This window comes from Corynebacterium sp. HMSC070E08, assembly GCF_001808895.1.
GTDB classification, from domain to species: Bacteria; Actinomycetota; Actinomycetes; order Mycobacteriales; family Mycobacteriaceae; genus Corynebacterium; species Corynebacterium hiratae.
Map to the genome: position 1 here is coordinate 1 of NZ_KV794783.1, position 25,773 is coordinate 25,773.

Genomic DNA, 25,773 nt, shown 5'->3' on the forward strand with positions numbered 1-25,773 from the left:
AGTACATTGGCACACTATTGAGTTCTCAAACATCGTCACCACACAGCCATACGGACCGCTTTAAGCGAAACGCAGTACTGCGAGTAAAGAAAATATTTGTTGCCAGGGCCTGTTTTCCTACCGCCTCGCTTCAAGAAGCTGAGTTCCTGTGGGGCGCTGTCGGTCGCGCTGACTCATATAAAGTTACACACGGCCTTGATAAAACACAAATATGCACTTCAATGAAGGTTTTTACCCCTTCTTGAAGTGCACTAAAACAACCTTTTTAACGCAGACATTGGATGGCGCTCAGTGTGCCCCAAACCAGCCCATGAGGCCCGGGCTAAACACGTTGGTCTTTTTAGCCATCCGGGGATATGCGGCAACCCACACGACGTAGATGATTGCCATCCCTGTGAGCGTCCACCACACAGAGATCTCAGAGTTAAGTAGCCACGCAAGCAACACGGCAGCAATGGCTCCGACCGTGACAGCCGTATAGGGCCATGTCTCTTTGTCGGTGATCGCAAAGCTCACGAGAACGGCAGCCATTGCAAGGGGAACGATGGTGAATCCGGCGAGGCTTCCGGTCCACATCAACGTCACCACATCAGTGACAGCTCCCAAGCCCACTGGAATCGCGGTACACAATAACGTCGCTGTGGACCAGGCCGCGCGTGGAACGCCAAAGGTCACCGCATCCTTCATCGAGCTGCGAACCGCGTCAGCCACTAGCGGCAGGACAATCAACGTGACTATGGCGCCTACGATGCCCAGACCCTTATCCCACAGCTTGCTCACCACGATGTTTATCGCAGTTGCGATGGCTATACCGAATGCAGCCCACATCCACGCGCGAGCTTGAGGGCGCAACACAATCTGGGAGACCGGGGACGCTGAGAACCAGCCCGTCGAAGAATCACCATCGCTGCCCGCAATAAGAGAGCTCGTGGTCAGGCGTGACGGCTCGGCACGTTTTAGCATGCACACTGCCCACATGAGCGCCGGCGCAATGAGGACCCACCACGGGAAAGCCCAGGGTGCGCTGACGAGAAGGAGCAAAAGCGCCAGGGAGGCATTGATTCGCCGGTGCCCGTTCCAGACGCGCGTACTGAGACCAAAGGTGAGGTAGCGCGAGAAGTCAGGCTGGACCAGGTAGAGCTGGAGCGCCATAAGGAGTGAATACCCGATGGCCCACCCTTGCCCACGGTCCATTCCCAGCACCGGAAGGATGACAATCCACATGGCGTAGAAGAAGCTGATCCAGCTCAGCGCCATATGTCTATAGAGCTTCATCGCGCCTCCCCCAGCGCCAGAACGGCCTGTTCGAGGGATACTTCGGTGGCACGTAGCCCCATTTCCTGGGCCATGGCAAAGACGTTGGCGGTGTGGTTGGGGCGGGCGTCGACAAGCACACGGTCAGCGACGGCTGAGGTTTCGCGCTCGAGCACCGGGAGCTGCAGGCGCCCCAGCGCGCGATCGAGGGCTTCGGCAGAGCCAGTGAGCTGGACGACACCCTCGATGAACTCATCGATGGGGCCGGACAAGGGGTTGTCCCCCATCAGGGCTACGGTATCGAGCAAACCGGAGAGCTCGTTGAGGTGGTGGGTGGAGACAATAATGGTGCGGCCGTGCTCTTCGCGTAGGACTTCGTAGAATACTTGCCGCTTGGAAGCGTCGAGGCCTAGGTAGGGTTCGTCGAGAAGCATGTACGGCACCCCCGAAGCCACCGCGACGATGAAGCTCGCTGCCGACTTTTGCCCACGGGAAAGCCCCGAGTAGTTCTTCATCGGTAGCTCGAAGCGCTCGACCAATTCCTCGGCGCGCTCCTTGTTCCAGGTGGTCCAGCGCAGGCTGGATACGGTGAAAATCTTCTTCAGGTTCCAGCCTTCGGGCAGGGGGTTATCGATACCCATGAGCACGATCTTGTTGAGCACCTTTTCATTGTCATAGGGCTTGTCGCCGTCGACCTTGATGCCGGAGCCACCCAATTGCCCGGCGATTTTGCGCAGCAAGGTGGTCTTACCAATGCCGTTGGGGCCGACAAGCCCGTGAGTCAGGCCGTCATCAAACGTGAAGTGCGGGGTGGAAATCATGAATAGAGTCCTCGGCTTTCTGCGACAAGGTCGATGAGGTCATGGAGTTGCTGGCGGGTATAGCCCAGGCGCACGGCTTCGTCGATAAGCGGCGCGGCGTACTCGGCTGCGAATTCCTGGCGACGCCGCGCCCGGATCAGTTCGGCGGCACCAGAGGTGACGAACATGCCGATGCCTCGGCGTTTTTCGAGGATTCCGAGATCCACGAGGAGGGTCAGCCCCTTGCGGGCGGTCGCGGGGTTGATGCTGTGGAAGGCGGCGAGCTCATTCGTGGACGGTGCCTGGGCACCCTCAGCGAGAGTGCCCTCGATGATGGCGTCCTCGATGAGCACCGCTATCTGACGAAAGAGCGGCTGCGCGGAGTTGTCCATGCAGACCCCTTAGCTGGTTGGTTACTCATGTAACTAACCATATAACCAACCTTCGGCCAGTGCAAGGTCTCCCCATTCCATATCTTTGACCTGGGAATTTCCTCAAGGTTATCGACGTTTTGTGACTAATGGGGCACACTGGACTACACCGGCCGTAGGCTGGAAGACCTCACAGAAGTGACCTAAGAAAATTAGTTAGAAAAAATAGAACGGAATTTAGGAGCCATGCTTGAACGAACACTTGTCTTCGTTGACACGTCATATCTACTCGCCAGTTTCTATAACTCCTGGGAGACGGGCGCCCGTGCCCAGCTAGAGATTGATTTACCCGAAGTGGTCAGCTCCCTCGGTTCGATGATTGAAACCCAGGTGGGCAACCGCGTTCACCGCCAATATTGGTATGACGGAATCCCGGATACCGGCCCCCACCGCTACCAACGCGCACTGCGCGTCTGCGACGGCGTCCAGCTACGCACCGGCCAGCTCATCGAGTGGGGCGAGCGTCGCACACAGAAAGCCGTGGACACCCGCCTTGTCGCCGACATGATCGTCTCCGCCATGAAAGGCCAAGTCACAGACTTTGTCTTGGTCTCCGGCGATGCCGACATGATTCCCGGCGTCCAAGAAGCCGTGAACAACGGCGTGCGCGTGCACCTCTATGGCTTTGGCTGGGATTCGATGTCCTCGGCGTTGCGCCATGCGTGCGACTCCACCACCATCCTGGATCCGCGGGAAGATTTCGCCGATGCAATGGAGCTCGAGGTCCTCGAAGGGCCGCTGCCGCCGACCATCCGCGAGCCCCAGCACTCCGAGGACGGCAGCGAGGGCGAAGCCGTTGCCACCGATGAGCACGCAGAGGAGTGCGACGAGCCCACCGAGGCGCAAGCCGCCTTCCCCTCCGCCCCCAAGCCCGGCCCGGCCACACCTTCTGCCGCCGCGACGGACGTTGCCGCGACTGCCTCTCATCCCGAATCGGCTGCGCCCGATACCTCCCGCAAGGAAGAGGAGCCTCTCCCCTCCGGCGAGCAGCCTTCCGCGCCCGGCATCGACTCGCAGGAGCCTGCGGGCGAGGAAGCGGACGCAGCCCCCGAAAGCTCGAAGCCAACGCCCAAGCCAGCTGCGCCCAAACCTTCGATGATGGCGCCGCGCCGCAAGCTGCGGTCGAAGTATGTTCCGCTCCCCGAAGAAGTGTGGAGCTCCGCCGGGTTCCAGTCCCCCTTTGACGTGGGGCAGCAATATGCCTCGTGGTGGTTCGACAACGCCGCGAGCGCCGATCAGCGCGACCAGGCCCACCTGCTCTCGGGCGGCGGCCTGCCCCCGGAGATCGATCGCCCGCTGCTGCAGTTCGCCTGCGAAACGCTGCACGAGTACACGCTGACAGAAACCCAGCGCGTCAACCTGCGCGATGGCTTTCACTCGGGCATCCGCGGCGTGCTCATCAATATCCGCCGCCAAGATAGCTAAACCGAAAATCGTCAAAAGGGACCTTGGAGAGCGTGGGGTTCTGAAACACCCCGGCCGCGCTGCGCGGCCCGCTCTAGAAGGTCCCTTTTCTGTGTAGTGGCTTGCTTCGCAGTGGCTACTGCTTGCCCTCGGCGGAGTCCGATTCGGCGTTGGCATCACTAGCATCAGAATCGGCGCCGGCCTCAAGCGCTTGGTCGCTGGCGAAGGGCGAGTTTTCCAGCTCCTTGCTCTTGGCCATCTCGGCGCGAATCTCGTCCAAGCGGGACGTAGCGGCCATGTCGTGGCCTGCAGCCGTGATCTCCTGAATGCGGCTACCACCCGCCGCCTGATGGAGCTCCTGGGCGCCGAGCGCATCCGCGTAGCGCTTCTCAATCTTGGCGCGCACCGAGTCCAAGGTCGGCGTGGAATCATCCGGCTTGAGCTCGTTCATCGAGTTCAAAGCCTCGGCGTTCTTTTCCTGCATCGCTGCCTGATCTGCCTGGGACAGCAACTGGTCCACCTGCGCCAGTTGCTCCTTCAGGCGGGCCTCCGACTGCTGCTGCTGGGCCTTCGCCTGCTCAGCAGCCTGGGTAGCCGCCTCGTGCTGCGTTTTCAGGTTAGCCAGCTCGTTTTCCACGGCGACCAGCTGGCTCGCCACGACCTCTGCCGCCTGGTTGTACTCGGCGGCCTTCTGCGGATCCTCAGAGGCATCCGCCAACTCCAGCGCCCGGCGGGTCTGATCCTGATAATCCTGCTGCGTCTTCACCAGGCGGTTGAGCTGCATTTCCAACTGGGTCTTGCGTCCAATAATCTCCGCTGCGTGTTCGGAAATCTCGCGATGCTGCTTCTTCGCGCCTTCCACGGCCTGCTGGATCTGGACCTTGGGGTCAGCGTTCTCGTCGATCTTCTGATCGAAAGAAGCCATCACATACTTCCAGCCTTTGCTAAATGGATTTGCCATCGCACTCACTCCTTTGTGGTTCCTGCAGCAGTAGTTAATGCAGCTCTTATTGGTGCCCTATATAAAAAGACGCTTTCCTGCGAGTGTAGCGATACTCACAGGAAAGCGCGCGCGGCGGGGCCACCGGGACCTCACCGCAGACAAGGACTAACCAGTTCTATTCCGCCTGCTGGCTCTCCACCTGGGCGCGGACCTCGTCCATGTCGAGGGCCTTAACCTGGCCAATGAGATCCTCCAGTGCCGCCGGCGGCAGAGCGCCAGCCTCGCGGAAGACCAGGATGCCGTCGCGGAACACCATCAAGGTGGGGATGGACTGAATCTGCAGCTTCGCGGATAGCTCCTGGTTGGCCTCGGTATCCAGCTTGGCGAACGTGGCATCGGGGTGCTCTTCAGATGCCTTCTCAAAGACTGGGCCGAAGCGCTTGCACGGGCCGCACCATTCCGCCCAAGCATCGACGAGCGTAATGCCGTCGCCGGAAACGGTCTCCTGGAACGTGTCCTCAGTGATGTCAATCGTTGCCATGTCTTTTCCTATCAGTCTCGGGGATATTTCTCGGTTCTATCAACCCCCAACGGTACACAAGACTCGATTATTCCTTGCCCACATACCCCAGGGGGGTATATCCTCGACAGTGACATTAACCCCCAAGGTAAGGAGAAGGATCCACCACCATGAGCACCACAACCTACACCGTTAACGGCATGACCTGTGGCCACTGCGAGCTTTCCGTCAAGGAAGAGATCTCAGAGATCAGTGGCGTCACCGACGTTACGGCCGACCACACCACCGGCGCCGTCACCGTGACCGGGGAGGGCTTTAGCGACGACCAAGTCGCCGCCGCCGTCGTCGAAGCCGGCTACGAGTTGGCCTAAACAGCATGACTACCAGTCTCACCCTCGGCATCACCGGGATGACCTGCACGTCGTGTTCCTCCCGTGTCGAACGCAAGCTCAACAAGCTCGACAACGTTGAAGCCACGGTCAACTTCGCCACGGAGTCCGCCTCCGTGAGTTATGACCCTGCAACGACGACGCCTGCCGATCTCATCGACGTCGTCGAAGGCGCAGGCTACGGAGCGTTCACCCTGGATGGTGAGGGGGAGACGTCGACTAGCACGGCGGAGGACGCCCGCGAGAGCGAAGCCTCCGATATCCTGCAGCGCACTCTGATCTCCGCGGCGCTCTCTCTGCCCGTGATGCTGCTCTCCATGGTCCCAGCGCTGCAATTCCAGCACTGGCAGTGGGCCTGCTTGATGCTCACGACGCTCGTCTATGTCATCGGCGGAGCGCCCTTCCACCGGGCCACCTGGGCCAATCTCAAGCACGGCGCCGCCACGATGGACACGCTCATCACGCTGGGCACCACCGCCGCCTTTGGCTGGTCGCTCTACGCGCTTTTCTTTGGCGATGCCGGGATGCCCGGCATGACCATGCACATGACGCTGCGCTCCAATGACGCGCAGATGGACCATATTTATCTCGAGTCCGTCGGCATGGTTATCACGTTCCTGCTGCTTGGACGATGGTTTGAGCTCAAAGCTAAGGGGCGCTCCTCCGAAGCGCTCACCACGCTGCTGACCATGGGAGCTAAGGAAGCCACCGTGCTTCGCGACGGTACCGAAACCCGCATTCCCGCCAGCGAGCTCCGAGTAGGCGATGTTTTTGTTGTCCGCCCCGGCGAGAAGATCGCCACCGATGGCGTGGTCCTCAACGGCCATTCCGCCGTGGACGAATCCCTTCTCACCGGCGAGTCGATGCCGGTTGAGGTTTCTCCCGGCAGCACGGTGACGGGCGCGACCATCAACGCCTCGGGTCGGCTCGAGGTACGCGCCACCCGCGTCGGGTCCGACACCGTCTTGGCCCAGATGGGCGCGCTCGTCACTGCAGCCCAGACGTCGAAAGCCCCGGTCCAGCGCCTCGCGGACCGTATCGCCGCCGTCTTTGTCCCCATCGTCATCGGCATCGCGCTCCTCGCGCTCCTGGCACACCTGTGGGTCGGCGGCGTCGCCCCGGCCTTCGTGGCCGCCGTGTCTGTGCTCATCATCGCCTGCCCGTGCGCCATGGGCTTGGCGACGCCCACCGCAATCCTCGTCGGCACCGGGCGCGGCGCCGAACTGGGAATCCTCATCAAGGGTCCGGAGATTTTGGAATCGACGCGCCGAATCGACACCATCGTGCTGGACAAGACCGGCACCATCACCGAAGGCCAGATGTCGGTGGGAGCAGTCCAACCTACGGCAGGACGCACGCAGCAGGAATTTCTCCGCCTCGCGGCCGCCGCGGAACAGGGTTCCGAGCACCCCATCGCACGAGCCATCCGCACAGCCTACGACGATGAGCTCCCCGCGGCCGAGGGCTTCCACGAGCTTCCCGGCCAGGGAATCGAGGCAACGATTGAGGGCTCCCGGGTGCGGGTGGGCCGGCCGCCTGCGGGCTATGACGGCACCGGGACGCAGGTGGGCGTCTACGTGGACGATGACTTGGTAGGAACCATCGAGCTACAGGATCGCATCAAGGAATCCTCCGCCGCCGCCATCGCCGCAATGCACAAGCTAGGGCTTACACCCCACCTACTCACCGGGGACAACGCCGGCGCGGCGCATACAGTGGCGCGGGCCGTTGGCATTGATGATGCCAACGTGACAGCGGAGGTCATGCCCGCAGACAAGGTAGAGACTATCGCTCGACTGCAGGAGCAGGGGCGGACCGTGGCCATGGTGGGCGATGGCGTCAACGACGCCGCGGCGCTCGCGCAGGCGGACCTCGGAATCGCGATGGGTGCGGGAGCCGACGTGGCCATCGAGGCCTCCGACATCACGGTGATGAACAACGACCTGCGCTCCGTCGCAGAGGCGGTGCGGCTCGCGCGCAGTACCCTGCGCATCATCAAGAGCAACCTTTTTTGGGCCTTCGCCTATAATATTATTCTTCTTCCCGTGGCAGCGTTCGGGCTGCTCAACCCCCTATTGGCGGGGTTGGCAATGGCTCTGAGCTCAGTCTTTGTGGTGACCAATTCTTTGCGACTTAAAAGCTTTACCCCCGCGGAGTAAGCTTAGCCTGCATGAATCGTCTTGATCATCGCTCTGTCTCACGCACGGAGAGGCTCGACCGCCTTCCCGTCACTGGAAAACACAAACGTCTCCTCTTTGGCTCCGGCATCGGCTGGGCGCTCGATGCCATGGACGTGGGCCTCATCTCCTTCATCATGGCCGCTCTGGCCGTGCACTGGGGGATCACGCCGACCCAGTCCTCGTGGCTGGCGTCCGTGGGCTTCATCGGCATGGCCTTGGGTGCCACCTTCGGCGGCCTCTTGGCCGATAAGTTCGGCCGCCGCCACATCTTTGCGCTAACCCTGCTGGTCTACGGCCTCGCGACGGGCGCTTCTGCCCTAGCAACGGGCCTCACACTCCTCATCATCCTGCGCTTCTTCATCGGACTTGGCCTCGGCGCCGAGCTGCCGGTGGCCTCCACGCTGATCTCCGAGTTCGCACCCCTCAAGGTCCGCGGGCGCATGGTGGTCTTGCTGGAGGCCTTCTGGGCCGTGGGCTGGATCCTCGCTGCGGTAATTGGAACGTTCGTCGTGGGGGCGTCGGAAAGCGGCTGGCGCTGGGCCCTAGCACTCGGCATGGTGCCCGCCCTCTATGCCCTCTATGTGCGCCTTCACTTGCCTGAATCAGTACGCTTCCTGGAGTCGAAGGGCCGCCACGAGGAAGCAGAAGAAATCGTCGCCTCCTTTGAAGCCGAGGTGGATGAGGCGGACATCGACCGCACGACCCCGGCACCGACCTACTCCGAGGAAGATGTCACCGCCACCAGCATCTGGTCGAAATCCCTGCGCGGGCGCACGCTGGCGCTGTGGACCATCTGGTTCTGCGTCAACCTGTCTTACTACGGCGCCTTCATTTGGATTCCGTCGCTGCTTGTCGCAGACGGTTTCTCCCTGGTGAAGTCCTTCAGCTTCACGCTGATTATCACCCTGGCCCAGCTGCCCGGCTACGCCGCAGCGGCCTGGCTCATCGAGGTCTGGGGACGCCGCTCGACCCTGGCGACCTTCCTCGTGGGCTCTGCCCTGTCCGCCGGATTCTTTGGCTTCGCCAACACTGAGGCCATGATCATCCTGGCCGGTTGCCTGCTCTCCTTCTTCAACCTGGGCGCGTGGGGCGCGCTGTACGCCATCGGCCCGGAGCTCTACCCCACCGCCCTGCGCGGGCGCGGTACTGGTGCGGCCGCGGGCTTCGGCCGACTCGCCTCCATCCTGGCGCCGCTTATCGTTCCGCCGCTCATCGCGGTGGCGGGCACGGGCTGGCTCTTCGTGCTGTTCGCAGCGGCCTTCGGACTCGCCGCTGCGGCGGCACTGACCCTGCCAGAATTCAAGGGTAGGACCCTTGCTCAATAGGGTCGCCCTCGGCGCGTGGGTCGCGGTCATGGTCGCGCTCACCACGCTCAAGCCGTTCTACCAGATTGGCTACCTTTGGAAGCCGGAGAACCAGCGGGTCCGTGACCTGCGCTTGGTGCCGCTTGATGAGCTCTCCGGCGGCACCTGGTTTGGCCCGCTTTTTGAGTATGCGGGCAATTCCGCCTTCTTCATTCCTTTTGGCATGCTCGTCTTCAGCATGTGCCGGTCAGTCAAGGCCACTGCCGCATGGGGCTTCGCGCTGAGTTTGGTATTGGAAACAGCCCAATACGCCTTCGCGCTCGGGCGCACTGATATTGATGACCTCATCTTCAATACCCTGGGTGCGCTCATCGGCGCAGGGTTTGCCAGGCTGTGCGGCGAGCGCTTCTTCCCGGTGTGGCGATGGCTGGCGCTCGCTGCGGCTGCGGTCTTCCTGGTCTTGGTCATCCTCGGCCCACGGTTGGGTGACCCCAACGCCGTGGTGGACCTGTAATTTAGCCGTGCGCCATGTTCACGAACTTGGAGTAGTGCAGCTGGTGCGCGACCTTCACCGTGTCGATCGGGCCGCCGCGGTGCTTGGCCAGGATGATATCCGCCTCACCGGCACGGGGATCATCGCGGTCTTGTGAGTCCGGGCGGTAGAGCAGCATAACCATATCGGCGTCCTGCTCCAGCGAGCCGGACTCACGCAGATCCGCCAGCTGCGGCTTCTTATCGGTACGGGATTCCGGGCCACGGTTCAGCTGCGAAATCGCAATGAGGGGAACCTCTAGCTCCTTGGCCAGCAACTTGAGCTGGCGCGAGAATTCTGAGACCTCTTGCTGGCGGGACTCCACCTTCTTGCCCGAAGACATCAGCTGCATATAGTCCAGCACAATGAGGTCGAGCCCGTGCTGCTGCTTCAGACGGCGGGCCTTCGAGCGGATCTCCATCATGGTGAGGTTCGGGGAATCATCGATGAACAGGGGCGCATCCTGGATGCGGTTGAGGGTGTCATCGATCTTGGCCCAATCCTCCGTGGACACGCGGCCACCGCGCATATCCGACAGCTTCACTTCCGCCTCCGCTGACAAGAGGCGCATGACGATCTCGGAGGCAGACATCTCCAGGGAGAAAACCACAGAAGTCTTGTTGTGCTGCAGAGAGGCCGAGCGCATGAAATCCATGGCCAGCGTGGACTTGCCCACGCCAGGGCGGGCGGCGACGATAATCATCTGGCCGGCACGCAGGCCATTGGTCAGGTTGTCGAGGTCGATGAACCCTGTGGGCACGCCCGACTCCACTCCGTTTTGTTGCAGGGCGGCGAGCTCATCGATCGTGGGGTCGATGAGATCACTCAGCGCACGGTAATCCTCGGTGGTCTTCTTCTGCGCCACGGCGAATACTTCCTGCTGGGCGCGGTCCAGCACGGACTCTATCTCCATGTCTTCGGAGCCCTGGAAGCCGAGTTGGACGACTCTAGTACCGGCGTCCACCAGCTTGCGCAGCACCGCCTTCTCCGCGACAATCTCCGCGTAATAGCGGGCGTTAGCCGCAGTGGGCACCGTGGCCAGCAGGGTATGCAGGTAGGGCGCACCGCCAACGCGTTCAAGGTTGTTATAGCGATCGAGACGGGCCGCAACAATCACCGCGTCAATATCCGTGCCTGCCGCGTAAAGATCGATCATGGCCTGGTAGATGAGCGTGTGCGCAGGATAGTAGAAGTCCTCCGGCTCCAGCTCCTCAATGACCTCCATGACCGTATTCGGGCTCAGGAGCATGGCGCCGAGGACGCCCTGTTCGGCCTCGCGGTCCGCGGGCGGCTGGCGAAATTCGCCGTAGCGCTTTGGCTCTTCCTGCCGGTAAGAGCGGCGAGGTTCCTCCTCTACCGGCTCCGGCGGCGGTGGAACGTGGTCGTCGTCAAAACTGGCATTAGTCATTGCTCATCAATCCCACCGTTCATTAGTCCCACCCTGGCCGTGCCTGAAGTTCTCACTCTTCTCCGCGCCGGACGGCCAGGCTTCGATGCAGTGCCAAGCGGCAACCGCGCGTAGTACACAACAGTGTAGCCGAGGGTCAAGACACTACCCCTTGGGCATAACTCTCACAGTTATCCACAGAGAGCTGTGGAATTCCCAGGTCAGCAAAGACATGGTGTACAAAGCCAGAGGTCAGAGCTGTGGATAACTTTGCAACGCTGTGACCAGCGAAGATTATTCCTGCAGGTCAAGGCGCGTTTTTTGAGGTGTGAAAATACGCACAAATTCCGTGGAGAAGTAGGGCCATTACCCCGATATCGCCGCTACCAGCGGGTTAACACATGGCGGCATGAGTGAATTCACCGTTAACTGAACGCAGGTTTATCCACAGGCTGGGAGAGTTATCCACAGGCCGCGCTTGGCGACATTTCCCTGCCTCCCGCGGTGCTAGATCTCCAAAAAGGCGACCCCGCGTAAAACGGCGCAAGGCCGTGCTTCCTCTCACCACCTCACATAGTGAAAGGAGCACGGCCTTAAAGCCTTGCTGTTGTCTTAAGGTCACATCCTGCGTACCGGCGCCGCGCCTCACACGCGGGCGAACGGAGGGTGACCGTCGTGCGCCTTAATTCTTAGGCAGCGACGACCGAGAAGTTCACCTTGCCGATAACGTCAGCGTGCAGCTTCAGCTCGACTTGGTAGTTGCCGGTCTTCTTGACCAGGCCCTTGGGCAGCACAACGATGCGCTTGTCCAGCTTCGGGCCGCCAGCGGCGGCAACGGCGTTCACGATGTCCTCAGCGGACACGGAGCCGAAGAGCTTGCCGGACTCGGAGGTCTTCACGGGGACGTTAACGTCCTTGAGCTCCTCCAGCTGGGTACGGATCTCGCGTGCGTGGTCCAGGTCGCGGATTGCGCGAGCTTCCTGGGCGCGCTTGATGCCCTCGATCTGCTTCTCAGCACCGCGGGTAGCAACGATTGCCAGGCCGCGCGGAAGCAGGTAGTTACGTCCGTAGCCGTCCTTAACCTCTACAATTTCGCCGGGGGCGCCGAGGTTCTCAACGGCAGCGGTGAGGATCAGCTTCATGATCCCTGCCTTTCAATTGAGTTAAATGAATACTTGCGTGACAGTCTTAGAACGGGGGTTCTGCATCCGCACCACCAAAGCTTCCCGCTTGGGGTGCAGAATTCCACGGATCGTTACTCGGAGCCGACTGCTGCTGAGACTGCTGCGGGGCAGAGGACTGGGACTGGTTTCCAGAGAAACCGCCCTGGTTTCCGGAGAAACCACCTTGGTTGCCGCCGCCGTAGTTAGCACCACCCTGCTGCTGGCCGCCACCATAGTTGCCGCCGCCGTTGCCGGACTTGCGGTTAACCTGTGCGGATGCATAACGCAGGGACGGGCCGACCTCATCAACCTCGATTTCAAAAACAGTGCGGTTTTCGCCCTCACGGGTCTGGTAAGACCGCTGGCGCAAACGGCCAGTAACGATAACGCGCATGCCCTTGGTCAAGGTCTCCGCAACGTTTTCTGCGGCTTGGCGCCACACATTGCAGGTGAGGAACATGGCCTCGCCGTCCTCCCACTGGGAAGTCTGCTGATTATAGCGACGCGGGGTGGAGGCAACACGGAAATTTGCCACTGCGGCACCCGCTGGGGTGAAGCGCAGTTCCGGGTCGGCCACAATGTTGCCGACAACCGTAATGTTGGTATCTCCCTGAGCCATGTCTTTACTCCTTAATATCGGTTACGTGGATTGCTCGAAACCCAGTATCCGCTATTTGCTGTCGGTGCGCAGAACCTTGGTACGCATAATGGAGTCGTTCAGGTTCAGACGGCGATCAAGCTCGAGAACCGAGTGGGATTCACACTCCAGCTCCACGACTGCGTAGATGCCCTCTTCCTTCTTGTTGATCGGGTATGCAAGACGGCGCTTGCCCCACACATCAACCTTTTCGACTTTGCCGCCATCCTTGCGGATCGTTTCGAGGAACTTGTCTAGGGACGGGGTTACGGTGCGCTCATCCTGGTTAGGATCCAGAATGATCATGACTTCGTAGTGACGCACGGACCTCATCACCTCCTATGGTCTAGTAATTGGTATCGGCCATATCACCTTTGCGGATATGGCAGGAGGGTCTGTTGCGTCAAGCAACCCTCACACAGTACCGCACTGACCGGCGGAAAAGGAAATCCCCCATCTCCTCGGCTGCCGCTAGTGGGTCGCCGCGACGAAGATCGCCGATCCCGCCGGGATCACCGTGAGAAACAGCAAAGCCAGCAAGCCCAGCACAACCGGCCAGGTGCGGTCTTGAGAGCGCTGAAACAGGTAGTAGGCGCTCAACACACAAAGGAAGCCCAGCGTGATGGAGACGATGCCCACGATGGTGATAGTCATCGTGCAAAATCCCCCGCCAACGGGTCCCTGCCGCCATGAGCGGCGCGGACCTTGTCCTCAGACTTGCCCCACATCTGGCGGATAATGAGCACGCCGATGGCAATGATGAAGCCATCGCGCGTCAGCACCGCGATATCGAGCATCTCGTGCGGCAGGCCCTTATTTTCCGAGCCGAGCATGTGCCAGGTGAGGATGGGCCAGAGGAGGGCGTCGGCAAGCGCCCAGCTAAAGATGAGCCGCCACCGCGGAAGCGCCAGGAGTGCCGGGACGACCAGCCACAGGGAGTACTGCGGGGACCACACCTTGTTGAAAATGAGGAAGGCCATGATGATGAGGTAGATCATTTCGGCTACTCGCGGCGCGCGCGGCGCCTTGAGACCCAGGATGGCAATCGCCCCGCAGCTCACCAGGAATGCCACGAGCGAGAAGGTGTTGAGGAATTCGGGCTCAAAGCTCACGCCCGTCACGCGGCTCAAGAGCGCATAGATCGTGGTCCATTCCGCACCGCGTTCTTGATTGAGCCGGAAGAATTCGCGCCAGGCCTCGGGGTAGGCGAGCGCCACGGGTAGGTTCACCACGAGCCACGTCACAGCGGTTGCCACGAACATCTTGAAGAAAGGCGCCCACCGCTTGTGGCGGATGGCCAACACCAGAAACGCGCCCAAGATAAACAGGGGCCACAGCTTGAATGCCGTGCCGAGCCCGATGAGAATGCCGGCGAGCCAGTTCTTGCGTTTTTTCACGGCGAGAAGGGCACCCACCATGAACGCTACCGACGGGATGTCCCAATTGGTGAAGGCGTGGATGACCACGAGCGGGCTGGCCGCCATGAGAATGGTATCCCATGCCCGGTTGCCCGTGAGCTGGAATACCATGACCACGGTGCCGACCCACACGAGGGACAAGATGAGCGTGGTCAGCCCAAAGTACCAACTGACCTCGGCCATACCAATCCACTCGACAGCCGGATACGTGGTGCGCGCCAGCCAGCCGACGACCCCCTGGAACAGGCCCGCCAGAACGGGGTATTCCATGTAGCGCGTGAGGTCTCCCTCCACCCAGGAGTAGGCATAGGGAAAGCCAGGTTGGTCCAAGCCGCGCCCACCATAGAGCGGCACGATGTCGTTATAACAAAAGGACGTGTACTGGCGGTTGCCATCCCAGTTCAGGCTGATGAGGCCGTCCTCGCCCCGGCGGCTGCCCGCACAGGTTGCCTTACTCAAGAATCCAAACGCCAGGAACGTCCACGCCAGCGTGATGATGACGCGCAGCGGCGTCCACCAACCAGAGTGGGACGAGCGGGCGAAACGCCCCGTCGGCCCGCCGAGGGCATTGACGGCGCCACGGGTCATCGATTCGGATGAGAGTGGGACAAGCTGCGAAGAAGTGTGATGGCTCACCGGGGGATCAATCTCCTATTGGCCAAGCAGTTGGTCGAGGCCATCTCCATTAAGGATGTCATCGAGCGAAGGTACTTCAGGGTTAGCGGGTTGCTCAGGTTGCTCAGGCTGGGCCGGCTGCTCTGGGCTACCGCCCTGACCCTCGTCGTGGTGCTCGCCGCCCTCGGCAGGTGCTTCCTCTTCACCCTCGGTGCTGTCGCTCTCCGGGCTCGCCGGCGTCTGGTTCCACGTGGTGGTCTGGCTCGGATCATAGACATATCCCGAGCCCCAGCTGCCGACGCCGTAATGAACCGGATAAGCCTGCGGGAAGGGCTGCTGCTCCACGTTGGCCAAAGAGGTGTCCAAGATGGACTTCCAGATCTTCGTCGGTGCATCCGAGCCGTACATAATTCCGCCCCACTGATTAAAGATCGCGGAGGTGTTATCGGCCGTGCCTACCCACACTGCTGTAGCCAGCTGTGGCGTGGAACCAACCATCCAGGCATCTTTGTTGGTGCCCGTATCACCCAGCTGTGTGGTACCAGTCTTGGAGGCCGACGGACGTCCACCGGCCAGTGCACCGTTCGACCATGCGGCAATCGGCTGCATCGCGGAGATCACGTTGTTGGCCACGTTGGCGGAGACGCGGCGCTCACCGCCATCGGTCGGGTTCTCGTAGAGGACTTCGCCAGCCGTGTTTTCCACCTTCTGCACGAAGTGCGGCTGGTGCCACACCCCCTGGTTGGTCAGGGTCGCCATTGCCGTCGCCATGTCGAGCGGGCGGGACTGGTACTGGCCCAGCACGACTCCCTCGTACGGCGTGCCACCGTTCTCCGTCAATGTCTTCTCGATCCCCGGCAGGCTGCGAGCAACGCCCAATGCGTGCGCCATGTCCGCAGTGTCCTGCATCTTGTTTTCCAGGTCATCCTGGAGGCGCAGGAAGGACGTGTTATAAGAATTCTTCAGCGCCTCAGCGATGGAACAGCTTCCGCAGCCGCCGCCCACGTTGTTCACGGTCTGCGAACCGGGCAGCTGGTACGGCGCGGAGGAGTAATACGTATTGAGGTCGATGCCCTGCTGAAGAGCTGCGGCCAGTGCCATGATCTTAAAGGTCGAGCCGGTCTGCAGCGGCGAATTGGCATAGTCCCAACCATTAGAGTCATCGCCGCCGAAGTAACCGCGTACAGCGCCCGTGGCTGGGTCGATCGTCACGGCGGCGGCGCGGGCGTCCTCTTGCAGCACAGCAAGCTGTGCGTGAGCGGCGTCCGTCGACGCGTTCTGCACGGTCATGTCAATGGTGGTGGTCACCTTGAGGCCGCCAGTGGCAAGCTGGTCCTCGGTAATACCCACGCGGGACAGCTCATCAATGACCTGGTTCTTGATGTGGCCATAGGCACCCGGCGCTTCGGTGTAGGCAGAATACTCAGACGGATCGCGGGTCTCCGGGAAGACGAGCTGATCGCGTTCAGACTGATCCAAGTCACCCATCTCAACGAGGCCATCCATGACGTAATTCCAGCGAGCTTGGGACCGTTCCTCATCTACCCACGGATCAAGGACGGACGGGGACTGGATAACACCCGCCAGCAGCGCGCCTTCTTCCTTAGTGAGGTCCTTGGCGTCCTTATTAAAGTACGCATTGGATGCAGCCTCGATGCCATACGCATTGCGGCCGAAGTAGACCGTGTTGAGGTAGGCGTTGAGGATGTCCTCCTTGGACCATTCGTTGGTCATCTTCACCGAGTAGATGAGCTCACGAATCTTGCGGACGTAGGAGTACTCGTCACCAACGAGAGTATTCTTCACATACTGCTGAGTAATCGTCGAGCCACCACCGGCGGAAGCATCACCGGTGAGCTTGCCCAAGACGGCACGGCCCAGACCTGTAAAGGAAAAGCCCGAGTTGGTCCAGAACTCGCGGTCCTCGGCCGCGAGGACAGAATCCTCAACGTAATCCGGGATCTCATCCAGGGTCACCTGGCGGCGGTTGCCCTCCGGTGGAACTAGTTTGGCCAGCTGGGTTTCGCCGTCGCCGGCGACAATCGTGGAAATCTGGCTCGGCTGCAGCTCCTTGGGCTCGGGGACGTCGTATTGCGTATACGCGTACCCAAAGAGCAAGGCGGGGATGCCGACAATTACGAATAAGACAGCGAGCACGATCCACGGCCAGCGGCGTGTGCGGCCGGACGAACGCCTACTCCTGTGCGAGGCGCTCTTCTTGCGATTACCTGACTTTCGCCCGGAGGTTTCCTTCTCGGTCACTAATCCGTGTCCTCATCAATCCTGTACAGAAACTGTAAATACATGCAGCTTACCGGCGTGAACTGGGAAGCCAAAACTACCTTCGAGCATAGACCGTGGCCGCTCGAAGCAGATGATTCCAGCGGCATGCCGGGCACACTTCCACGAAATGCACTGTAAACTCCAGCCCCTCGGCCGCCATTTCTGCAATTTCCGCCGCGCTACGCGCGCTTCCCGCACGGCGCTTTAAAGAGTCGCCATAAACCCAGCGGGTCAGTCGCAGCTCTTCGCCGCACACCGGGCACGGCTTCTGCATGTCAACGCCGTGGTGCTCCGCCGCCGCGCGAAGGAGAAAATCAGCATCACACAATTCTTCGCGCGTCACTTTTCCCGCGCGAAGCTCGCGCAGATGCTGTGCGCGCTCCCATTCATAGGAGACTTCGTTGCGGTAGGCCACTTCTGGCCTTGTCTTTGCAGACTCTGCCTTGGACGGAGAATTCACGCCGGACAGTGTAGTGCGGGCAGCGTCAACAATCTAGGCTCTCTTTGGGCGCTTCGTGACGCAAAACCTAATTTTTTACTCGGCTAACTACCGCCGCGAGTGGATCGTAGCTACACTTATTTTCCATGAGTGAAGAAACTATCGAATCCCCGATCCCCTACGAGGACGCCCTGGATGTTGCCCGCCAGATCCAGCCCGCGCTCAATAAGCTCATGCTCATCTTCCAACGCACAACGGAGGGCACGTCCCTAACCACCTCGCAGGTCTCGATCATGAATCAACTGCGCCTGCGTGGGCCCTCTCGCGTCAGCACCATCGCCCAAGCAGAGTTGATCCGGATGCCCACCGCGTCCAATGCACTGTACCAATTGGAGCGCCAAGGCTTCGTGGAACGGCACCGCGATGAAAAGGACCGCCGCGGCGTTCTCGTCGCCCTCACCCAGCTCGGCGAATCCGAGCTGACCATCGTCTCCCGCCAGCGTGCGGCAGCTTTGGCCGAGATCCTGCGCTGGCTTGAACCGGAGGACATCAAGGATGCCAATTCTTTGGTCAACCTGATTTCCAAACTCGCGGATGTGTACCGCCCCACCATGGACGGAAAATAGACCAAAAAGCGCCGGTAGAACAGATTTTATTTTAAAGCGTGAAGGGTCGATAATGAAGGAAACGACCCCGATCCTTTTGATGAATGGCTAAGAAATCTTCACACCCCGCGGAAGGACAGTCCTCCTCGGAAGACCGTATCCCCCCGCTTCGCGTACTCGTCTCGTGGAGTCCTAGCTCCACGGGCACCGAGGCCATCGAGTTTGCCGCATGGCTTGCGCGTTCCACGCCCGTTCAGATCCGGGTAGTATCCACGATTTCGCAACCCCTCACCGTGACGTCGCTCAGCAAGCTCAGTGGCTCCTATAAGCAGTGGTTCAAGAAGGAGCGCGCAACCTGCGAACGCGCCGTTAAGCAGGCCTTGGACGCAGCCGGGGTGGACAAGGACCAGCTCGATAAGAACGTCTCCGTTCTCATCGCGGGACCGTCCCGCCCGCAGCTGCTGGAGCAAGCGGCTACGGATTTCAACGCGCACGTCATCCTCCTGGGGGCCAACCAGTCCGCGCCGAAGGGCCGTTTCTTCTCCGGTTCTACCGCCGATGCGCTGCTGCACTACTCGCCGCTTCCCGTGGGTCTCACCCCGCGCGGTATCAAGCTGTCCAAGCACGGAGTGACGCGCATCAATTTCGCCTTCACCGAACTTGGCCGCGCTGACGATCCCGCCCTCCGGCACGCAGCTTGCATTGCGCAGCGCGGCGGCATCCCCTTGCGTATCCTGGCGTTTTCCGCCAAGGGGCTGGTCGACGTCCCCCTCGAATACTCCCCCACTTTTCCCTCCGACGCCCCCAATTGGCGCGAGCACTCGCTCTCGCTGTTGGACCGCGCCCACGATTTCATCGCAGAGGCCTTCCCGGAGATTTCCGTCACGACGGACATCGGCAGCGGCCACGGCTGGTCCGGCGCGGTGGATTCGCTCAAGTGGAAGAAGGGCGACCTGCTCTGCTTGGGCTCCTCCCCCATGGGACCGATCGAGCGCGTCTTCATCGGCAGCACCGCCACCGAACTACTCCCCCACGTGGGCGTGCCAGTCCTGGTCTGCCCGAGCACCTATGACCCCGAAGCACGTTAGACTTGCACAGCATGGCAGCAGAGCACCCCGAAAATGATCTCACGTCCGACGCGGACTATACCAACCTGCCTCGCCCCGAGCCCCGCAGCTTTGATGAGCTTGCCGACGAGCCCGATCCCCTCGCCGTCGCCGAGGCCAACCGCCGCTCCTCGCGCCAGGCGCTGTGGTTTATGGTGGCTATCCTTGTGAGCTCGGCGCTGTACGCGCTCCTCCTCGCTGGATTCTTCAGGTTCTTCGGAACCACGACCGACTGCCTCCGCGTGGAGTTCGCCGCTTGGCTGTGCACAAGGACCCAGCGCACGGTGTTCGCCACGACGACGCTGATCATCCCCTTCATCGGCATGATCGGCTGCGCCGTCATCATGGTGCGCAAACTCAAGGCCTACGTGCGCTGGCGCGGTTGGATGGCGATTTTCTGGGTCATGGCCGGCAACTTCATGATCTGGTGCATCAACGACATCCAGATCCTGCTCACCCCGGTGCTTGAAAACTAGCGAAAGCTAGGCCTGCGCCTGGGCCGCAGCCACCTCGGCGCAATCTGGACGCCCACAGTGCTGGGTTTCCACGTGCTGGATACAGTCATCGCAAATGAGCACCTGCTTGCGGCACGTGTCCTCATTAATGCAATTGTGGAAGGTATTCGTCCCCTTCCCACAGTGCACGCAGTGGCCGAGCTGAATAAAGCCTGGATCCTCTAGGCCCTGACCAAACTCGTGGTGCATGCGCTTGTCAAAGACGTACATCGAGCCTTCCCACAGGCCATCGTTGCCGTACTTTTCTCCGTAGCGGACGATGCCGCCGTCAATCTGATAAACCTCGTTAAAACCGCGGTTCTTCATCAGCGCGGAGAGGATTTCGCAGCGAATACCACCCGTGCAATAGGAGACCACGGGCTTGTCCTTCATCCAGTCATACTTGCCGGATTCGAGTTCAGCGATGAAGTCGTGGGTCGTACGCACATCCGGCACCACGGCATTCTTGAACTTGCCGATTTCCGCCTCCATGGCGTTGCGGCCGTCGAAGAAGACGACCTCCTCACCGCGCTCCTCCACCAGCTTGTTGACCTCTTCGGGCTTGAGGTGAACACCACCGCCGATGACGCCGTTCTCATCCACCTTGAGCTCGCCCGGCGCGCCGAAGGCCACGATCTCATCGCGCACCTTGACCGACAGGCGCGGAAAGTCTTCCGCTCCGCCCTCGGACCACTTGAACTCCATCTTCTTGAAACCCGGGTACTCGCGGGTCTCGCGCACGTAGCGCTTACACGCATCCATGTCCCCGCCCACGGTGCCGTTGATGCCGTGCTCCGAAATGAGGATACGGCCCTTGAGCCCGAGCTTTTCGCACAGGGAGCGCTGCCACAGCATGATCGCGGTGGGGTCCTCGATGGGAGTAAAGCAGTAGTAGAGGAGAATCTTGCCAATAGTCACGCCCGCAAGTCTAGGCCCGCTGCGAGGTAAAACCCCAATCTTTTGGGCACAGCGCTGCAACCGCTCTTAACCCAAAGCCCCAGACCTCGATCCCGAAACCTCCTGGTGGGTGGTGGGGCGTCGCCAAGCGCTTGCCGACGCCCACCTGCGTGCTGTCAAGGGGTGAATGCGCCACTTCGACCGGGAGGTAGTTGTGACGCGTTGGACTCCGAAGGATGTTAAGGAAGCCGCTATTGAGCGCGTGGTGGCAGGTGAGGCAGTTAGTCTCGTCGCGCGTGATGTGGGTGTGGGTCCCGATACGGTTTACGGTTGGTTGAGGGTAAGAGGTGTCGAGCCTCCTGGCAGGCGTGCGAGTCGTCTGCGTGATCCGTTTGTCCGTGAGGCTGTTGGGTTGGTGCGTGCAGGTATGTCGATCAATCAAGCAGCACAGACTGTTGGAATATCGACTGGCTTGCTTCACAGCAGGTTAAAGAAAGCTGGTGTAATCGAAGTGCGGCCTAGACGCGCCCACTTGTCACCTGATGAACGTGCCCAGGCCGTGGAGCGAGTGCTTGCTGGTGAGAACTGTCAGACAGTGGCTGATGCTATCGGTGTGCATCCTTCTACCGTGTATGAGTGGATAAGGAAGCAGCGGTATGCGAAGTCACGCCGGCAGCGACATCGCCGAACGCCTGATGAGGCGGTGGTGTCTATACCAGATACAGGCAAGAAGCTGGGTAAAGATTCTGGTATGCCAGCACCGATGAAAACTCAAGCCGTCGATGGATTTCCTAGTGGCGTATTCGACAAACACGCCTTAGTAGGGCGTGGTCGCAGGCTTACTGTTGAAGACCGTGTTGCTATTGAAGCGGGATGTCGTGTCGGTGATTCGGCACGAGCCATCGCGCAGAAAATCAATAGGCACCACAGTGTCGTCGCCCGTGAAATCACCCGTAATGGTTGGAAGATCGTCGATGAGGACGGCGCAGAGCAGCTGCGGTATAACGCCCACGGCGGAATCAAGCGCTATGCGCCGCTCACCTGCAGGTTGCGGGTTTTAGGTCTGGGGAAATGCGGTGTGCGCTGGAGGCGTCGAAGTCGGTCGCCTAAGTCAATACTCATCAATGCTCGCCGCGTAGCAGTTTGAAGACGATTGAATCGTCCTTACGCCCCACTCCCTCGCGATGTCCTCTGATATAAAGTTGCTCCGCCGTAACTGCAAGTGGTACTTCTTGGTGTACTTCTCGTGCAGCTTCCCCGACTAGTCCCATATCCTTCACAAAGATATCGAGTGCACTACGCACCTCATCAAAGGCCTCATCAACCATCCTCTGCCCGCGATCACCAAACATAAAGCTAGCTGCAGCTCCTGTTCCAAGCACCTTGTGCACCCGGGAGACTTCCAGCCCCATCGAATCCGCTAGAGCTAGTGCTTCGCCAGCAGCTGCGATATGGACGCCGCACAACAGCTGATTTACGATCTTGAAACGCTGGCCGTCGCCAGGACGTTCGCCGACTACGGGGGCGTTTGACGCCATTGCATCCAGAAGTGGCTGAACGACGGCCACAGCGGAACTGTCGCCAGACACCATCATGAGTAGATCCCCTGTTTTGCTCGTGCGACGCCGCCAGACACTGGTGCGTCAACGACATGTACGCCTGTACCCGCAAGGCCATCAACAGCTTGTTCAATGGCCTTCGGGCCGACGGTCGCCATAATGAGAATTACTGAACCTTGAGAAAGGTGAGGGGAAATTCCTTCTTCTCCGAATAGGACGGATTGCAACTGGTCTCCAGTTGCCACCATAATCGCGGTGACGTCGGCACCAGAAACAGCCTCACGAGCGTTAGAGGCAGCGCTCACTTGAGGTGCTACTGATTCGAGTGAAGAGGGCTGGACGTCAAATGCCGTGACGCTCATTCCAGCTGATGCGGTTGCGAGGGCCATTGGCCCTCCCATGGCGCCGAGCCCGATCCAGGCAACTTTTAGAGTGGTGCGCACTTAAAACTCCCTTGAGTGTAAAAATAAATTGGTAGGTACTGTGAAATTTTCCAGCTAATCTACTCTCGGTGTATGTAGTCATCGGGTAGATTCGCAGTTTTTGATATGCGGATTAAGGTTGGCCCTATTCTTTAGTGAGAAAAGGATAAGCCTAAGCATCTGTCGTGGCAGCTCGTAGCCTTTCAACGACCTCTGCCAAAGCCTCCTTACCGCCTACATTTCCCGGGAAAACTACGTACGGTACTCCGATCACGTCTTCAGGAGCTTCGGTAGCAGTAAACAAGCTAATCTGCCCCTCATAAAACTGACCTTGGACCTTGGCACGCTGAATCCCGAGGCCCGAAGCCGCTACCTCGTGGGATGTAATACCTCCCTTGGCGACGACCCAGGCTGGACGTGCTTCCCTTGCTGCTTGCACCACTGCAACGACTGCATCAGAGACTTGTCGTGCGATCGCGAGAGATTCAGCCTTTGACTCTGTCCTAATCAGTTCTCGACTCGTGTACAGGACGCAATCGGAACTCGCTAGCGCTTCTCTCACACGCATTGAAACCTCATCGATATGCTGCTCACGGGATCCTGAATCGAGCAGCTTAGGAACCTGCAGCTCAAACTCATGGAGATTGCTTCGCTGCTGAAGTACTGCAAGCTGTTGGCTCGTGAGCCCTACGTGTGAGCCAACGACGACGAGCCCATGAGCTGTGCGTGATGGATCAATTTCTAAGGAATCAGAAGTAATCAGTTGAGCGTTTCGCTGCCCAGCTAGGGAGCGAACGAAGGAAGGGCCGCAACGAGTCACAAACACTTTGCCCTGTTCTTCGAGTTCTGCCACTGCTTCTGACACGATATCCATGTCGGAATATTCGGTGGCATTAACTATTATCCAGCGTCGATTCTTCGCCTCGACGAGCTTTGCCTTGACCGTTTCTACGCCACCGTCGCGGATATCGGTGAGACTTATTGAGACACACTCCTCCGCGCGGACTATCCCACCAGACCTCTCTTCAAGAAAGTCCGCAAGGTTCGAGTGGGAATACCCAAATGTTGCGTCGTTCGCAAAGTCAGTGTCCTCCACCTGTTGCGCTTTTCCGTCCACTATGGCGAAGTGAACATCATTTTTAGTGAATCGGCCTGCTTCAATCATCGCCGGGCAGAACAAAAAGCCATCTACTTCGATGTTGTGCTCCGCAAGCGCATCAGCAATTGCATTTGGCTCTGCGATTACGTGGCCGCGAAGCGTTGAATCCGAGCGAGAAACAACATGTAGGCCGCGGCAGTCTTCCAAGCGTTCGACTACGGACCCAACCATTTTGCGGTTGATTTCTACGGCAGCGTCTTCATCGAGGGCGCGCGAATTCGTGAGGACAAAACACGCTGAACCTCGGTTCTGTAGCACCTCGGCCGGAATAGATGGATCAGTATCGAGGGCCACTTCGACGTTCGAAACGCACTGTGAGCCAGTAGGGTCGTCGTCAAGCACCAGAAGACGCCTCGATGGTGCCTCAAAAAGATTCATTTTTTCATGCCTTTCCATTACGCCATTGCTCCTAGTACTAGCCACAAGATTCCAACTACAACGAATCCAACTATTGACATGATCGTTGTCGTCACTGTGTAAGACTTCAACGCTGATGCGGTATCTACTTGGAAGTAGCGGCTCCACACCCAGAACAAAGAATCATTTACATGGCTAAATGCCATCGAGCCGATGCCGACAGTCACAGTCACCAGTGCTACTTGCAATCCATTAAGCTCCAGGGAGGCAATCATTGGTGCCACTAATGGGGCAGTTGTAAGTGCCGCAACGGTTGCGGACCCTTGGGCTGCGCGAATAAAAGCTGCAAGCAACCATGCCAGCACGAGCACTGGTAGCCCCGTGGACACCAGCAAATCAGCTACAGCATCGGCAACACCGGTTTCAGTCAAGACTTTGCCGAAGGTCCCCCCTGCGCCAGTGATCAAGATGACTGCGGCCGTAGCAGGAAGTGCCGAGGCTACAACGTCCTCTACCTGTTCCTTGCCCCAGCCACGTGCAAAACCTAAGACCCCAGTCGCGAATATGACGCCAATGAAAAGAGCGATGGGAGAGTCACCAACGAAGCCCAGGAAATCCCGTACTGCGGTACCTTCATCAAGCATGAGTGTAGATACGGTGCCACCCATAATGAGCACAAGAGGGAGGAGAATCGTGGCAAGAACGAGCCCCACTGACGGTGCCCCTCCATCATCAACTTCGACGTCTTGGTTTGCGGTAGTTCCGGCGGCTTGACTACCAACAGCTGGCACCGGAGAAAAAACCTTCTTGACTATGAAACCTGAGAACACTTGGCCTACCAGCCACATAACGACGGCAGGAATCAGACCAAGTAAAAGAACCATGCCTACATCAGCTTGCATCAGCTCTGAGGCGCCAACGATTCCAGGGTGCGGTGGGAGAACTACATGCACTGTTAGCAAAGCAGCAACTACAGGCAAGGCGTAGGCAAGCATATTTGTTTTTCCACCCATTCGACGGGCCACGGCAAGTGTGATTGGAACGAGCACGATTGTCGCTACATCAACAAAGACCGGAATACCAAAAATAAATGAGGCAGCGCCTAGTGCCCATGGTGCGCGCTTCTCGCCGAAGTTTTTCTCAAGAGAACGAGCTAGTACTTCAGCGCCACCTGAGACTTCCACTATTCGACCGAGCATTGCACCAAGCGTGACAATGAGAGCGACACCTCCGAGTGTTCCTCCCATACCATCTTTGAGTAGAGGTACAACTTCCGAAAGCGGTACGCGCGCTGCAAGTGCCAAAGCGATCGACACAAGTAGCATCGCGATAAATGGATGGGTCTTTGCTCTAATGATCAAAAAGAGAATGAGAGCTACCGCAGCAATGCCGAGCAGCACGAGCGTTGTTGGGGACATTAGAAATCCTCCTCGGTTCCAGAAACTTGGTGAAAGGCAATAAGCCCGCAAGGGTGC

The 25,773-nt window shown here is 59.5% G+C and carries 27 protein-coding genes and 2 pseudogenes; 11 read left to right on the top strand and 18 right to left on the bottom strand.

Features of this window, described 5'->3' with window-relative positions:
• On the top strand, positions 1 to 245 hold a 245-nt coding region (locus tag HMPREF2526_RS13495; protein ID WP_210384408.1), incomplete at its 5' end, for a hypothetical protein.
• Between the two features lie 43 nt (positions 246 to 288).
• On the opposite strand, the gene HMPREF2526_RS08515 is transcribed toward HMPREF2526_RS13495, so the two are convergent.
• Genes HMPREF2526_RS08515 through HMPREF2526_RS08525 form a run of 3 tightly spaced genes read right to left on the bottom strand, consistent with a single transcriptional unit; the run spans position 289 to position 2,446 of the window.
• Positions 289 to 1,275 carry a hypothetical protein gene (locus HMPREF2526_RS08515; RefSeq protein WP_070547006.1) on the bottom strand — a complete coding sequence of 329 codons (987 nt, stop codon included), beginning with the start codon at positions 1,273 to 1,275 and terminating at the stop codon, positions 289 to 291.
• Positions 1,272 to 2,075 (bottom strand): ATP-binding cassette domain-containing protein, encoded by an 804-nt coding sequence (locus tag HMPREF2526_RS08520; RefSeq protein WP_070547008.1) that lies wholly within the window; start codon positions 2,073 to 2,075, stop codon positions 1,272 to 1,274. The genes HMPREF2526_RS08515 and HMPREF2526_RS08520 overlap by 4 nt, the downstream gene beginning before the upstream one ends.
• Positions 2,072 to 2,446, bottom strand: coding sequence for a GntR family transcriptional regulator (locus HMPREF2526_RS08525; protein ID WP_046648800.1), 375 nt, complete (start codon positions 2,444 to 2,446; stop codon positions 2,072 to 2,074). The genes HMPREF2526_RS08520 and HMPREF2526_RS08525 overlap by 4 nt, the downstream gene beginning before the upstream one ends.
• Positions 2,447 to 2,671: 225 nt before the next feature.
• Here HMPREF2526_RS08525 and HMPREF2526_RS08530 point away from each other — a divergent pair, with 225 nt between their 5' ends.
• Complete coding sequence (locus tag HMPREF2526_RS08530; RefSeq protein WP_046648799.1) at positions 2,672 to 3,910, top strand: NYN domain-containing protein; 1,239 nt, start codon at positions 2,672 to 2,674, stop codon at positions 3,908 to 3,910.
• Positions 3,911 to 4,025: 115 nt separating this feature from the next.
• Here HMPREF2526_RS08530 and HMPREF2526_RS08535 read toward each other — a convergent pair whose 3' ends face one another.
• Together HMPREF2526_RS08535 and trxA are read right to left on the bottom strand one after the other, a co-directional pair.
• Positions 4,026 to 4,850: a PspA/IM30 family protein gene (locus tag HMPREF2526_RS08535; protein WP_046648798.1), complete on the bottom strand. Its 825-nt coding sequence runs from the start codon at positions 4,848 to 4,850 to the stop codon at positions 4,026 to 4,028.
• 157 nt (positions 4,851 to 5,007) lie between these two features.
• On the bottom strand, positions 5,008 to 5,373 hold the full coding sequence (trxA, locus tag HMPREF2526_RS08540; protein ID WP_046648797.1) for a thioredoxin: 366 nt from the start codon (positions 5,371 to 5,373) through the stop codon (positions 5,008 to 5,010).
• 149 nt (positions 5,374 to 5,522) lie between these two features.
• On the opposite strand from trxA, the gene HMPREF2526_RS08545 reads away from it, so the two are divergent.
• Genes HMPREF2526_RS08545 through HMPREF2526_RS08560 form a run of 4 tightly spaced genes read left to right on the top strand, consistent with a single transcriptional unit; the run spans position 5,523 to position 9,739 of the window.
• On the top strand, positions 5,523 to 5,723 hold the full coding sequence (locus HMPREF2526_RS08545; RefSeq protein ID WP_046648796.1) for a heavy-metal-associated domain-containing protein: 201 nt from the start codon (positions 5,523 to 5,525) through the stop codon (positions 5,721 to 5,723).
• A 5-nt stretch (positions 5,724 to 5,728) separates the two neighbouring features.
• Positions 5,729 to 7,900 carry a heavy metal translocating P-type ATPase gene (locus HMPREF2526_RS08550; RefSeq protein ID WP_070547010.1) on the top strand — a complete coding sequence of 724 codons (2,172 nt, stop codon included), beginning with the start codon at positions 5,729 to 5,731 and terminating at the stop codon, positions 7,898 to 7,900.
• Between the two features lie 11 nt (positions 7,901 to 7,911).
• Positions 7,912 to 9,246, top strand: a complete 1,335-nt coding sequence (locus HMPREF2526_RS08555) for an MFS transporter (protein WP_070547012.1) — start codon at positions 7,912 to 7,914, stop codon at positions 9,244 to 9,246.
• A 28-nt stretch (positions 9,247 to 9,274) separates the two neighbouring features.
• Positions 9,275 to 9,739, top strand: a complete 465-nt coding sequence (locus tag HMPREF2526_RS08560) for a VanZ family protein (RefSeq protein WP_070510213.1) — start codon at positions 9,275 to 9,277, stop codon at positions 9,737 to 9,739.
• A 1-nt stretch (position 9,740) separates the two neighbouring features.
• Here the strand turns inward: HMPREF2526_RS08560 and dnaB are convergent, their stop codons facing one another.
• From dnaB to HMPREF2526_RS08600, 8 genes are all read right to left on the bottom strand, one after another.
• Positions 9,741 to 11,165: a replicative DNA helicase gene (gene dnaB, locus HMPREF2526_RS08565; RefSeq protein ID WP_046648794.1), complete on the bottom strand. Its 1,425-nt coding sequence runs from the start codon at positions 11,163 to 11,165 to the stop codon at positions 9,741 to 9,743.
• Positions 11,166 to 11,833: 668 nt separating this feature from the next.
• On the bottom strand, positions 11,834 to 12,286 hold the full coding sequence (rplI, locus tag HMPREF2526_RS08570; protein WP_010187895.1) for a 50S ribosomal protein L9: 453 nt from the start codon (positions 12,284 to 12,286) through the stop codon (positions 11,834 to 11,836).
• 46 nt (positions 12,287 to 12,332) lie between these two features.
• The gene (locus HMPREF2526_RS08575) at positions 12,333 to 12,926 is read right to left on the bottom strand and encodes a single-stranded DNA-binding protein (protein WP_046648793.1); all 594 of its coding nucleotides are present in this window, start codon (positions 12,924 to 12,926) and stop codon (positions 12,333 to 12,335) included.
• Between the two features lie 51 nt (positions 12,927 to 12,977).
• Entirely contained in the window at positions 12,978 to 13,268 is a 291-nt protein-coding gene (gene rpsF / locus HMPREF2526_RS08580) for a 30S ribosomal protein S6 (protein ID WP_175973876.1), read from the bottom strand.
• Positions 13,269 to 13,415: 147 nt separating this feature from the next.
• Positions 13,416 to 13,598 (bottom strand): hypothetical protein, encoded by a 183-nt coding sequence (locus HMPREF2526_RS08585; protein WP_046648791.1) that lies wholly within the window; start codon positions 13,596 to 13,598, stop codon positions 13,416 to 13,418.
• Positions 13,595 to 14,950 (bottom strand): glycosyltransferase family 87 protein, encoded by a 1,356-nt coding sequence (locus HMPREF2526_RS08590; RefSeq protein WP_070547069.1) that lies wholly within the window; start codon positions 14,948 to 14,950, stop codon positions 13,595 to 13,597. Before HMPREF2526_RS08590 ends, HMPREF2526_RS08585 begins: the two co-directional genes overlap by 4 nt.
• A 63-nt stretch (positions 14,951 to 15,013) precedes the next feature.
• Positions 15,014 to 17,239 carry a transglycosylase domain-containing protein gene (locus HMPREF2526_RS08595; RefSeq protein ID WP_070547014.1) on the bottom strand — a complete coding sequence of 742 codons (2,226 nt, stop codon included), beginning with the start codon at positions 17,237 to 17,239 and terminating at the stop codon, positions 15,014 to 15,016.
• Between the two features lie 76 nt (positions 17,240 to 17,315).
• Complete coding sequence (locus HMPREF2526_RS08600) at positions 17,316 to 17,675, bottom strand: DUF5318 family protein (RefSeq protein ID WP_070510184.1); 360 nt, start codon at positions 17,673 to 17,675, stop codon at positions 17,316 to 17,318.
• Between the two features lie 170 nt (positions 17,676 to 17,845).
• Between HMPREF2526_RS08600 and HMPREF2526_RS08605 the strand changes: the two genes are divergently transcribed.
• From HMPREF2526_RS08605 to HMPREF2526_RS08615, 3 genes are all read left to right on the top strand, one after another.
• The gene (locus HMPREF2526_RS08605) at positions 17,846 to 18,325 is read left to right on the top strand and encodes a MarR family winged helix-turn-helix transcriptional regulator (protein WP_046648788.1); all 480 of its coding nucleotides are present in this window, start codon (positions 17,846 to 17,848) and stop codon (positions 18,323 to 18,325) included.
• A gap of 83 nt (positions 18,326 to 18,408) precedes the next feature.
• Positions 18,409 to 19,392, top strand: coding sequence for a universal stress protein (locus tag HMPREF2526_RS08610; protein ID WP_070547018.1), 984 nt, complete (start codon positions 18,409 to 18,411; stop codon positions 19,390 to 19,392).
• A gap of 11 nt (positions 19,393 to 19,403) precedes the next feature.
• Positions 19,404 to 19,886 (top strand): hypothetical protein, encoded by a 483-nt coding sequence (locus tag HMPREF2526_RS08615; protein ID WP_049154484.1) that lies wholly within the window; start codon positions 19,404 to 19,406, stop codon positions 19,884 to 19,886.
• 6 nt (positions 19,887 to 19,892) lie between these two features.
• On the opposite strand, the gene HMPREF2526_RS08620 is transcribed toward HMPREF2526_RS08615, so the two are convergent.
• Positions 19,893 to 20,822 (bottom strand): oxygen-dependent tRNA uridine(34) hydroxylase TrhO, encoded by a 930-nt coding sequence (locus HMPREF2526_RS08620; protein WP_049154485.1) that lies wholly within the window; start codon positions 20,820 to 20,822, stop codon positions 19,893 to 19,895.
• 406 nt (positions 20,823 to 21,228) lie between these two features.
• Between HMPREF2526_RS08620 and HMPREF2526_RS13635 the strand changes: the two are divergent.
• Together HMPREF2526_RS13635 and HMPREF2526_RS13640 are read left to right on the top strand one after the other, a co-directional pair.
• Positions 21,229 to 21,438, top strand: a pseudogene (locus HMPREF2526_RS13635) (helix-turn-helix domain-containing protein); the annotation flags it as partial.
• A gap of 19 nt (positions 21,439 to 21,457) precedes the next feature.
• Positions 21,458 to 21,813 (top strand): annotated as a pseudogene (locus tag HMPREF2526_RS13640) (helix-turn-helix domain-containing protein); the annotation flags it as partial.
• A 109-nt stretch (positions 21,814 to 21,922) separates the two neighbouring features.
• Here HMPREF2526_RS13640 and HMPREF2526_RS13500 read toward each other — a convergent pair.
• The 4 genes from HMPREF2526_RS13500 to HMPREF2526_RS08640 form a co-directional block, all read right to left on the bottom strand.
• The gene (locus HMPREF2526_RS13500) at positions 21,923 to 22,396 is read right to left on the bottom strand and encodes an NAD-binding protein (RefSeq protein ID WP_210384409.1); all 474 of its coding nucleotides are present in this window, start codon (positions 22,394 to 22,396) and stop codon (positions 21,923 to 21,925) included.
• The gene (locus tag HMPREF2526_RS13505; protein WP_210384410.1) at positions 22,393 to 22,803 is read right to left on the bottom strand and encodes an NAD(P)-binding domain-containing protein; all 411 of its coding nucleotides are present in this window, start codon (positions 22,801 to 22,803) and stop codon (positions 22,393 to 22,395) included. Before HMPREF2526_RS13505 ends, HMPREF2526_RS13500 begins: the two co-directional genes overlap by 4 nt.
• A 151-nt stretch (positions 22,804 to 22,954) precedes the next feature.
• Entirely contained in the window at positions 22,955 to 24,319 is a 1,365-nt protein-coding gene (locus HMPREF2526_RS08635) for a four-carbon acid sugar kinase family protein (protein WP_118853179.1), read from the bottom strand.
• 17 nt (positions 24,320 to 24,336) lie between these two features.
• Entirely contained in the window at positions 24,337 to 25,716 is a 1,380-nt protein-coding gene (locus HMPREF2526_RS08640) for a GntP family permease (protein ID WP_070547020.1), read from the bottom strand.
• Positions 25,717 to 25,773: the final 57 nt, after the last annotated feature.

What these genes read in the sequence shown, in the direction of transcription:
- HMPREF2526_RS08535 (WP_046648798.1), bottom strand. Translation starts at nt 4,850, where the DNA reads ATGGCAAATCCATTTAGCAAAGGCTGGAAGTATGTGATGGCTTCTTTC.
- dnaB (WP_046648794.1), bottom strand. Translation starts at nt 11,165, where the DNA reads ATGACTAATGCCAGTTTTGACGACGACCACGTTCCACCGCCGCCGGAG.
- HMPREF2526_RS08530 (WP_046648799.1), top strand. Translation starts at nt 2,672, where the DNA reads ATGCTTGAACGAACACTTGTCTTCGTTGACACGTCATATCTACTCGCC.
- HMPREF2526_RS08525 (WP_046648800.1), bottom strand. Translation starts at nt 2,446, where the DNA reads ATGGACAACTCCGCGCAGCCGCTCTTTCGTCAGATAGCGGTGCTCATC.
- HMPREF2526_RS08635 (WP_118853179.1), bottom strand. Translation starts at nt 24,319, where the DNA reads ATGAATCTTTTTGAGGCACCATCGAGGCGTCTTCTGGTGCTTGACGAC.
- HMPREF2526_RS08640 (WP_070547020.1), bottom strand. Translation starts at nt 25,716, where the DNA reads ATGTCCCCAACAACGCTCGTGCTGCTCGGCATTGCTGCGGTAGCTCTC.
- HMPREF2526_RS08605 (WP_046648788.1), top strand. Translation starts at nt 17,846, where the DNA reads ATGAGTGAAGAAACTATCGAATCCCCGATCCCCTACGAGGACGCCCTG.
- HMPREF2526_RS08515 (WP_070547006.1), bottom strand. Translation starts at nt 1,275, where the DNA reads ATGAAGCTCTATAGACATATGGCGCTGAGCTGGATCAGCTTCTTCTAC.
- HMPREF2526_RS08590 (WP_070547069.1), bottom strand. Translation starts at nt 14,950, where the DNA reads ATGACCCGTGGCGCCGTCAATGCCCTCGGCGGGCCGACGGGGCGTTTC.
- HMPREF2526_RS08545 (WP_046648796.1), top strand. Translation starts at nt 5,523, where the DNA reads ATGAGCACCACAACCTACACCGTTAACGGCATGACCTGTGGCCACTGC.
- HMPREF2526_RS08560 (WP_070510213.1), top strand. Translation starts at nt 9,275, where the DNA reads ATGGTCGCGCTCACCACGCTCAAGCCGTTCTACCAGATTGGCTACCTT.
- HMPREF2526_RS08520 (WP_070547008.1), bottom strand. Translation starts at nt 2,075, where the DNA reads ATGATTTCCACCCCGCACTTCACGTTTGATGACGGCCTGACTCACGGG.
- HMPREF2526_RS08575 (WP_046648793.1), bottom strand. Translation starts at nt 12,926, where the DNA reads ATGGCTCAGGGAGATACCAACATTACGGTTGTCGGCAACATTGTGGCC.
- HMPREF2526_RS08610 (WP_070547018.1), top strand. Translation starts at nt 18,409, where the DNA reads ATGGCTAAGAAATCTTCACACCCCGCGGAAGGACAGTCCTCCTCGGAA.
- HMPREF2526_RS08550 (WP_070547010.1), top strand. Translation starts at nt 5,729, where the DNA reads ATGACTACCAGTCTCACCCTCGGCATCACCGGGATGACCTGCACGTCG.
- HMPREF2526_RS08555 (WP_070547012.1), top strand. Translation starts at nt 7,912, where the DNA reads ATGAATCGTCTTGATCATCGCTCTGTCTCACGCACGGAGAGGCTCGAC.
- rplI (WP_010187895.1), bottom strand. Translation starts at nt 12,286, where the DNA reads ATGAAGCTGATCCTCACCGCTGCCGTTGAGAACCTCGGCGCCCCCGGC.
- HMPREF2526_RS13500 (WP_210384409.1), bottom strand. Translation starts at nt 22,396, where the DNA reads ATGATGGTGTCTGGCGACAGTTCCGCTGTGGCCGTCGTTCAGCCACTT.
- HMPREF2526_RS08615 (WP_049154484.1), top strand. Translation starts at nt 19,404, where the DNA reads ATGGCAGCAGAGCACCCCGAAAATGATCTCACGTCCGACGCGGACTAT.
- trxA (WP_046648797.1), bottom strand. Translation starts at nt 5,373, where the DNA reads ATGGCAACGATTGACATCACTGAGGACACGTTCCAGGAGACCGTTTCC.
- HMPREF2526_RS08585 (WP_046648791.1), bottom strand. Translation starts at nt 13,598, where the DNA reads ATGACTATCACCATCGTGGGCATCGTCTCCATCACGCTGGGCTTCCTT.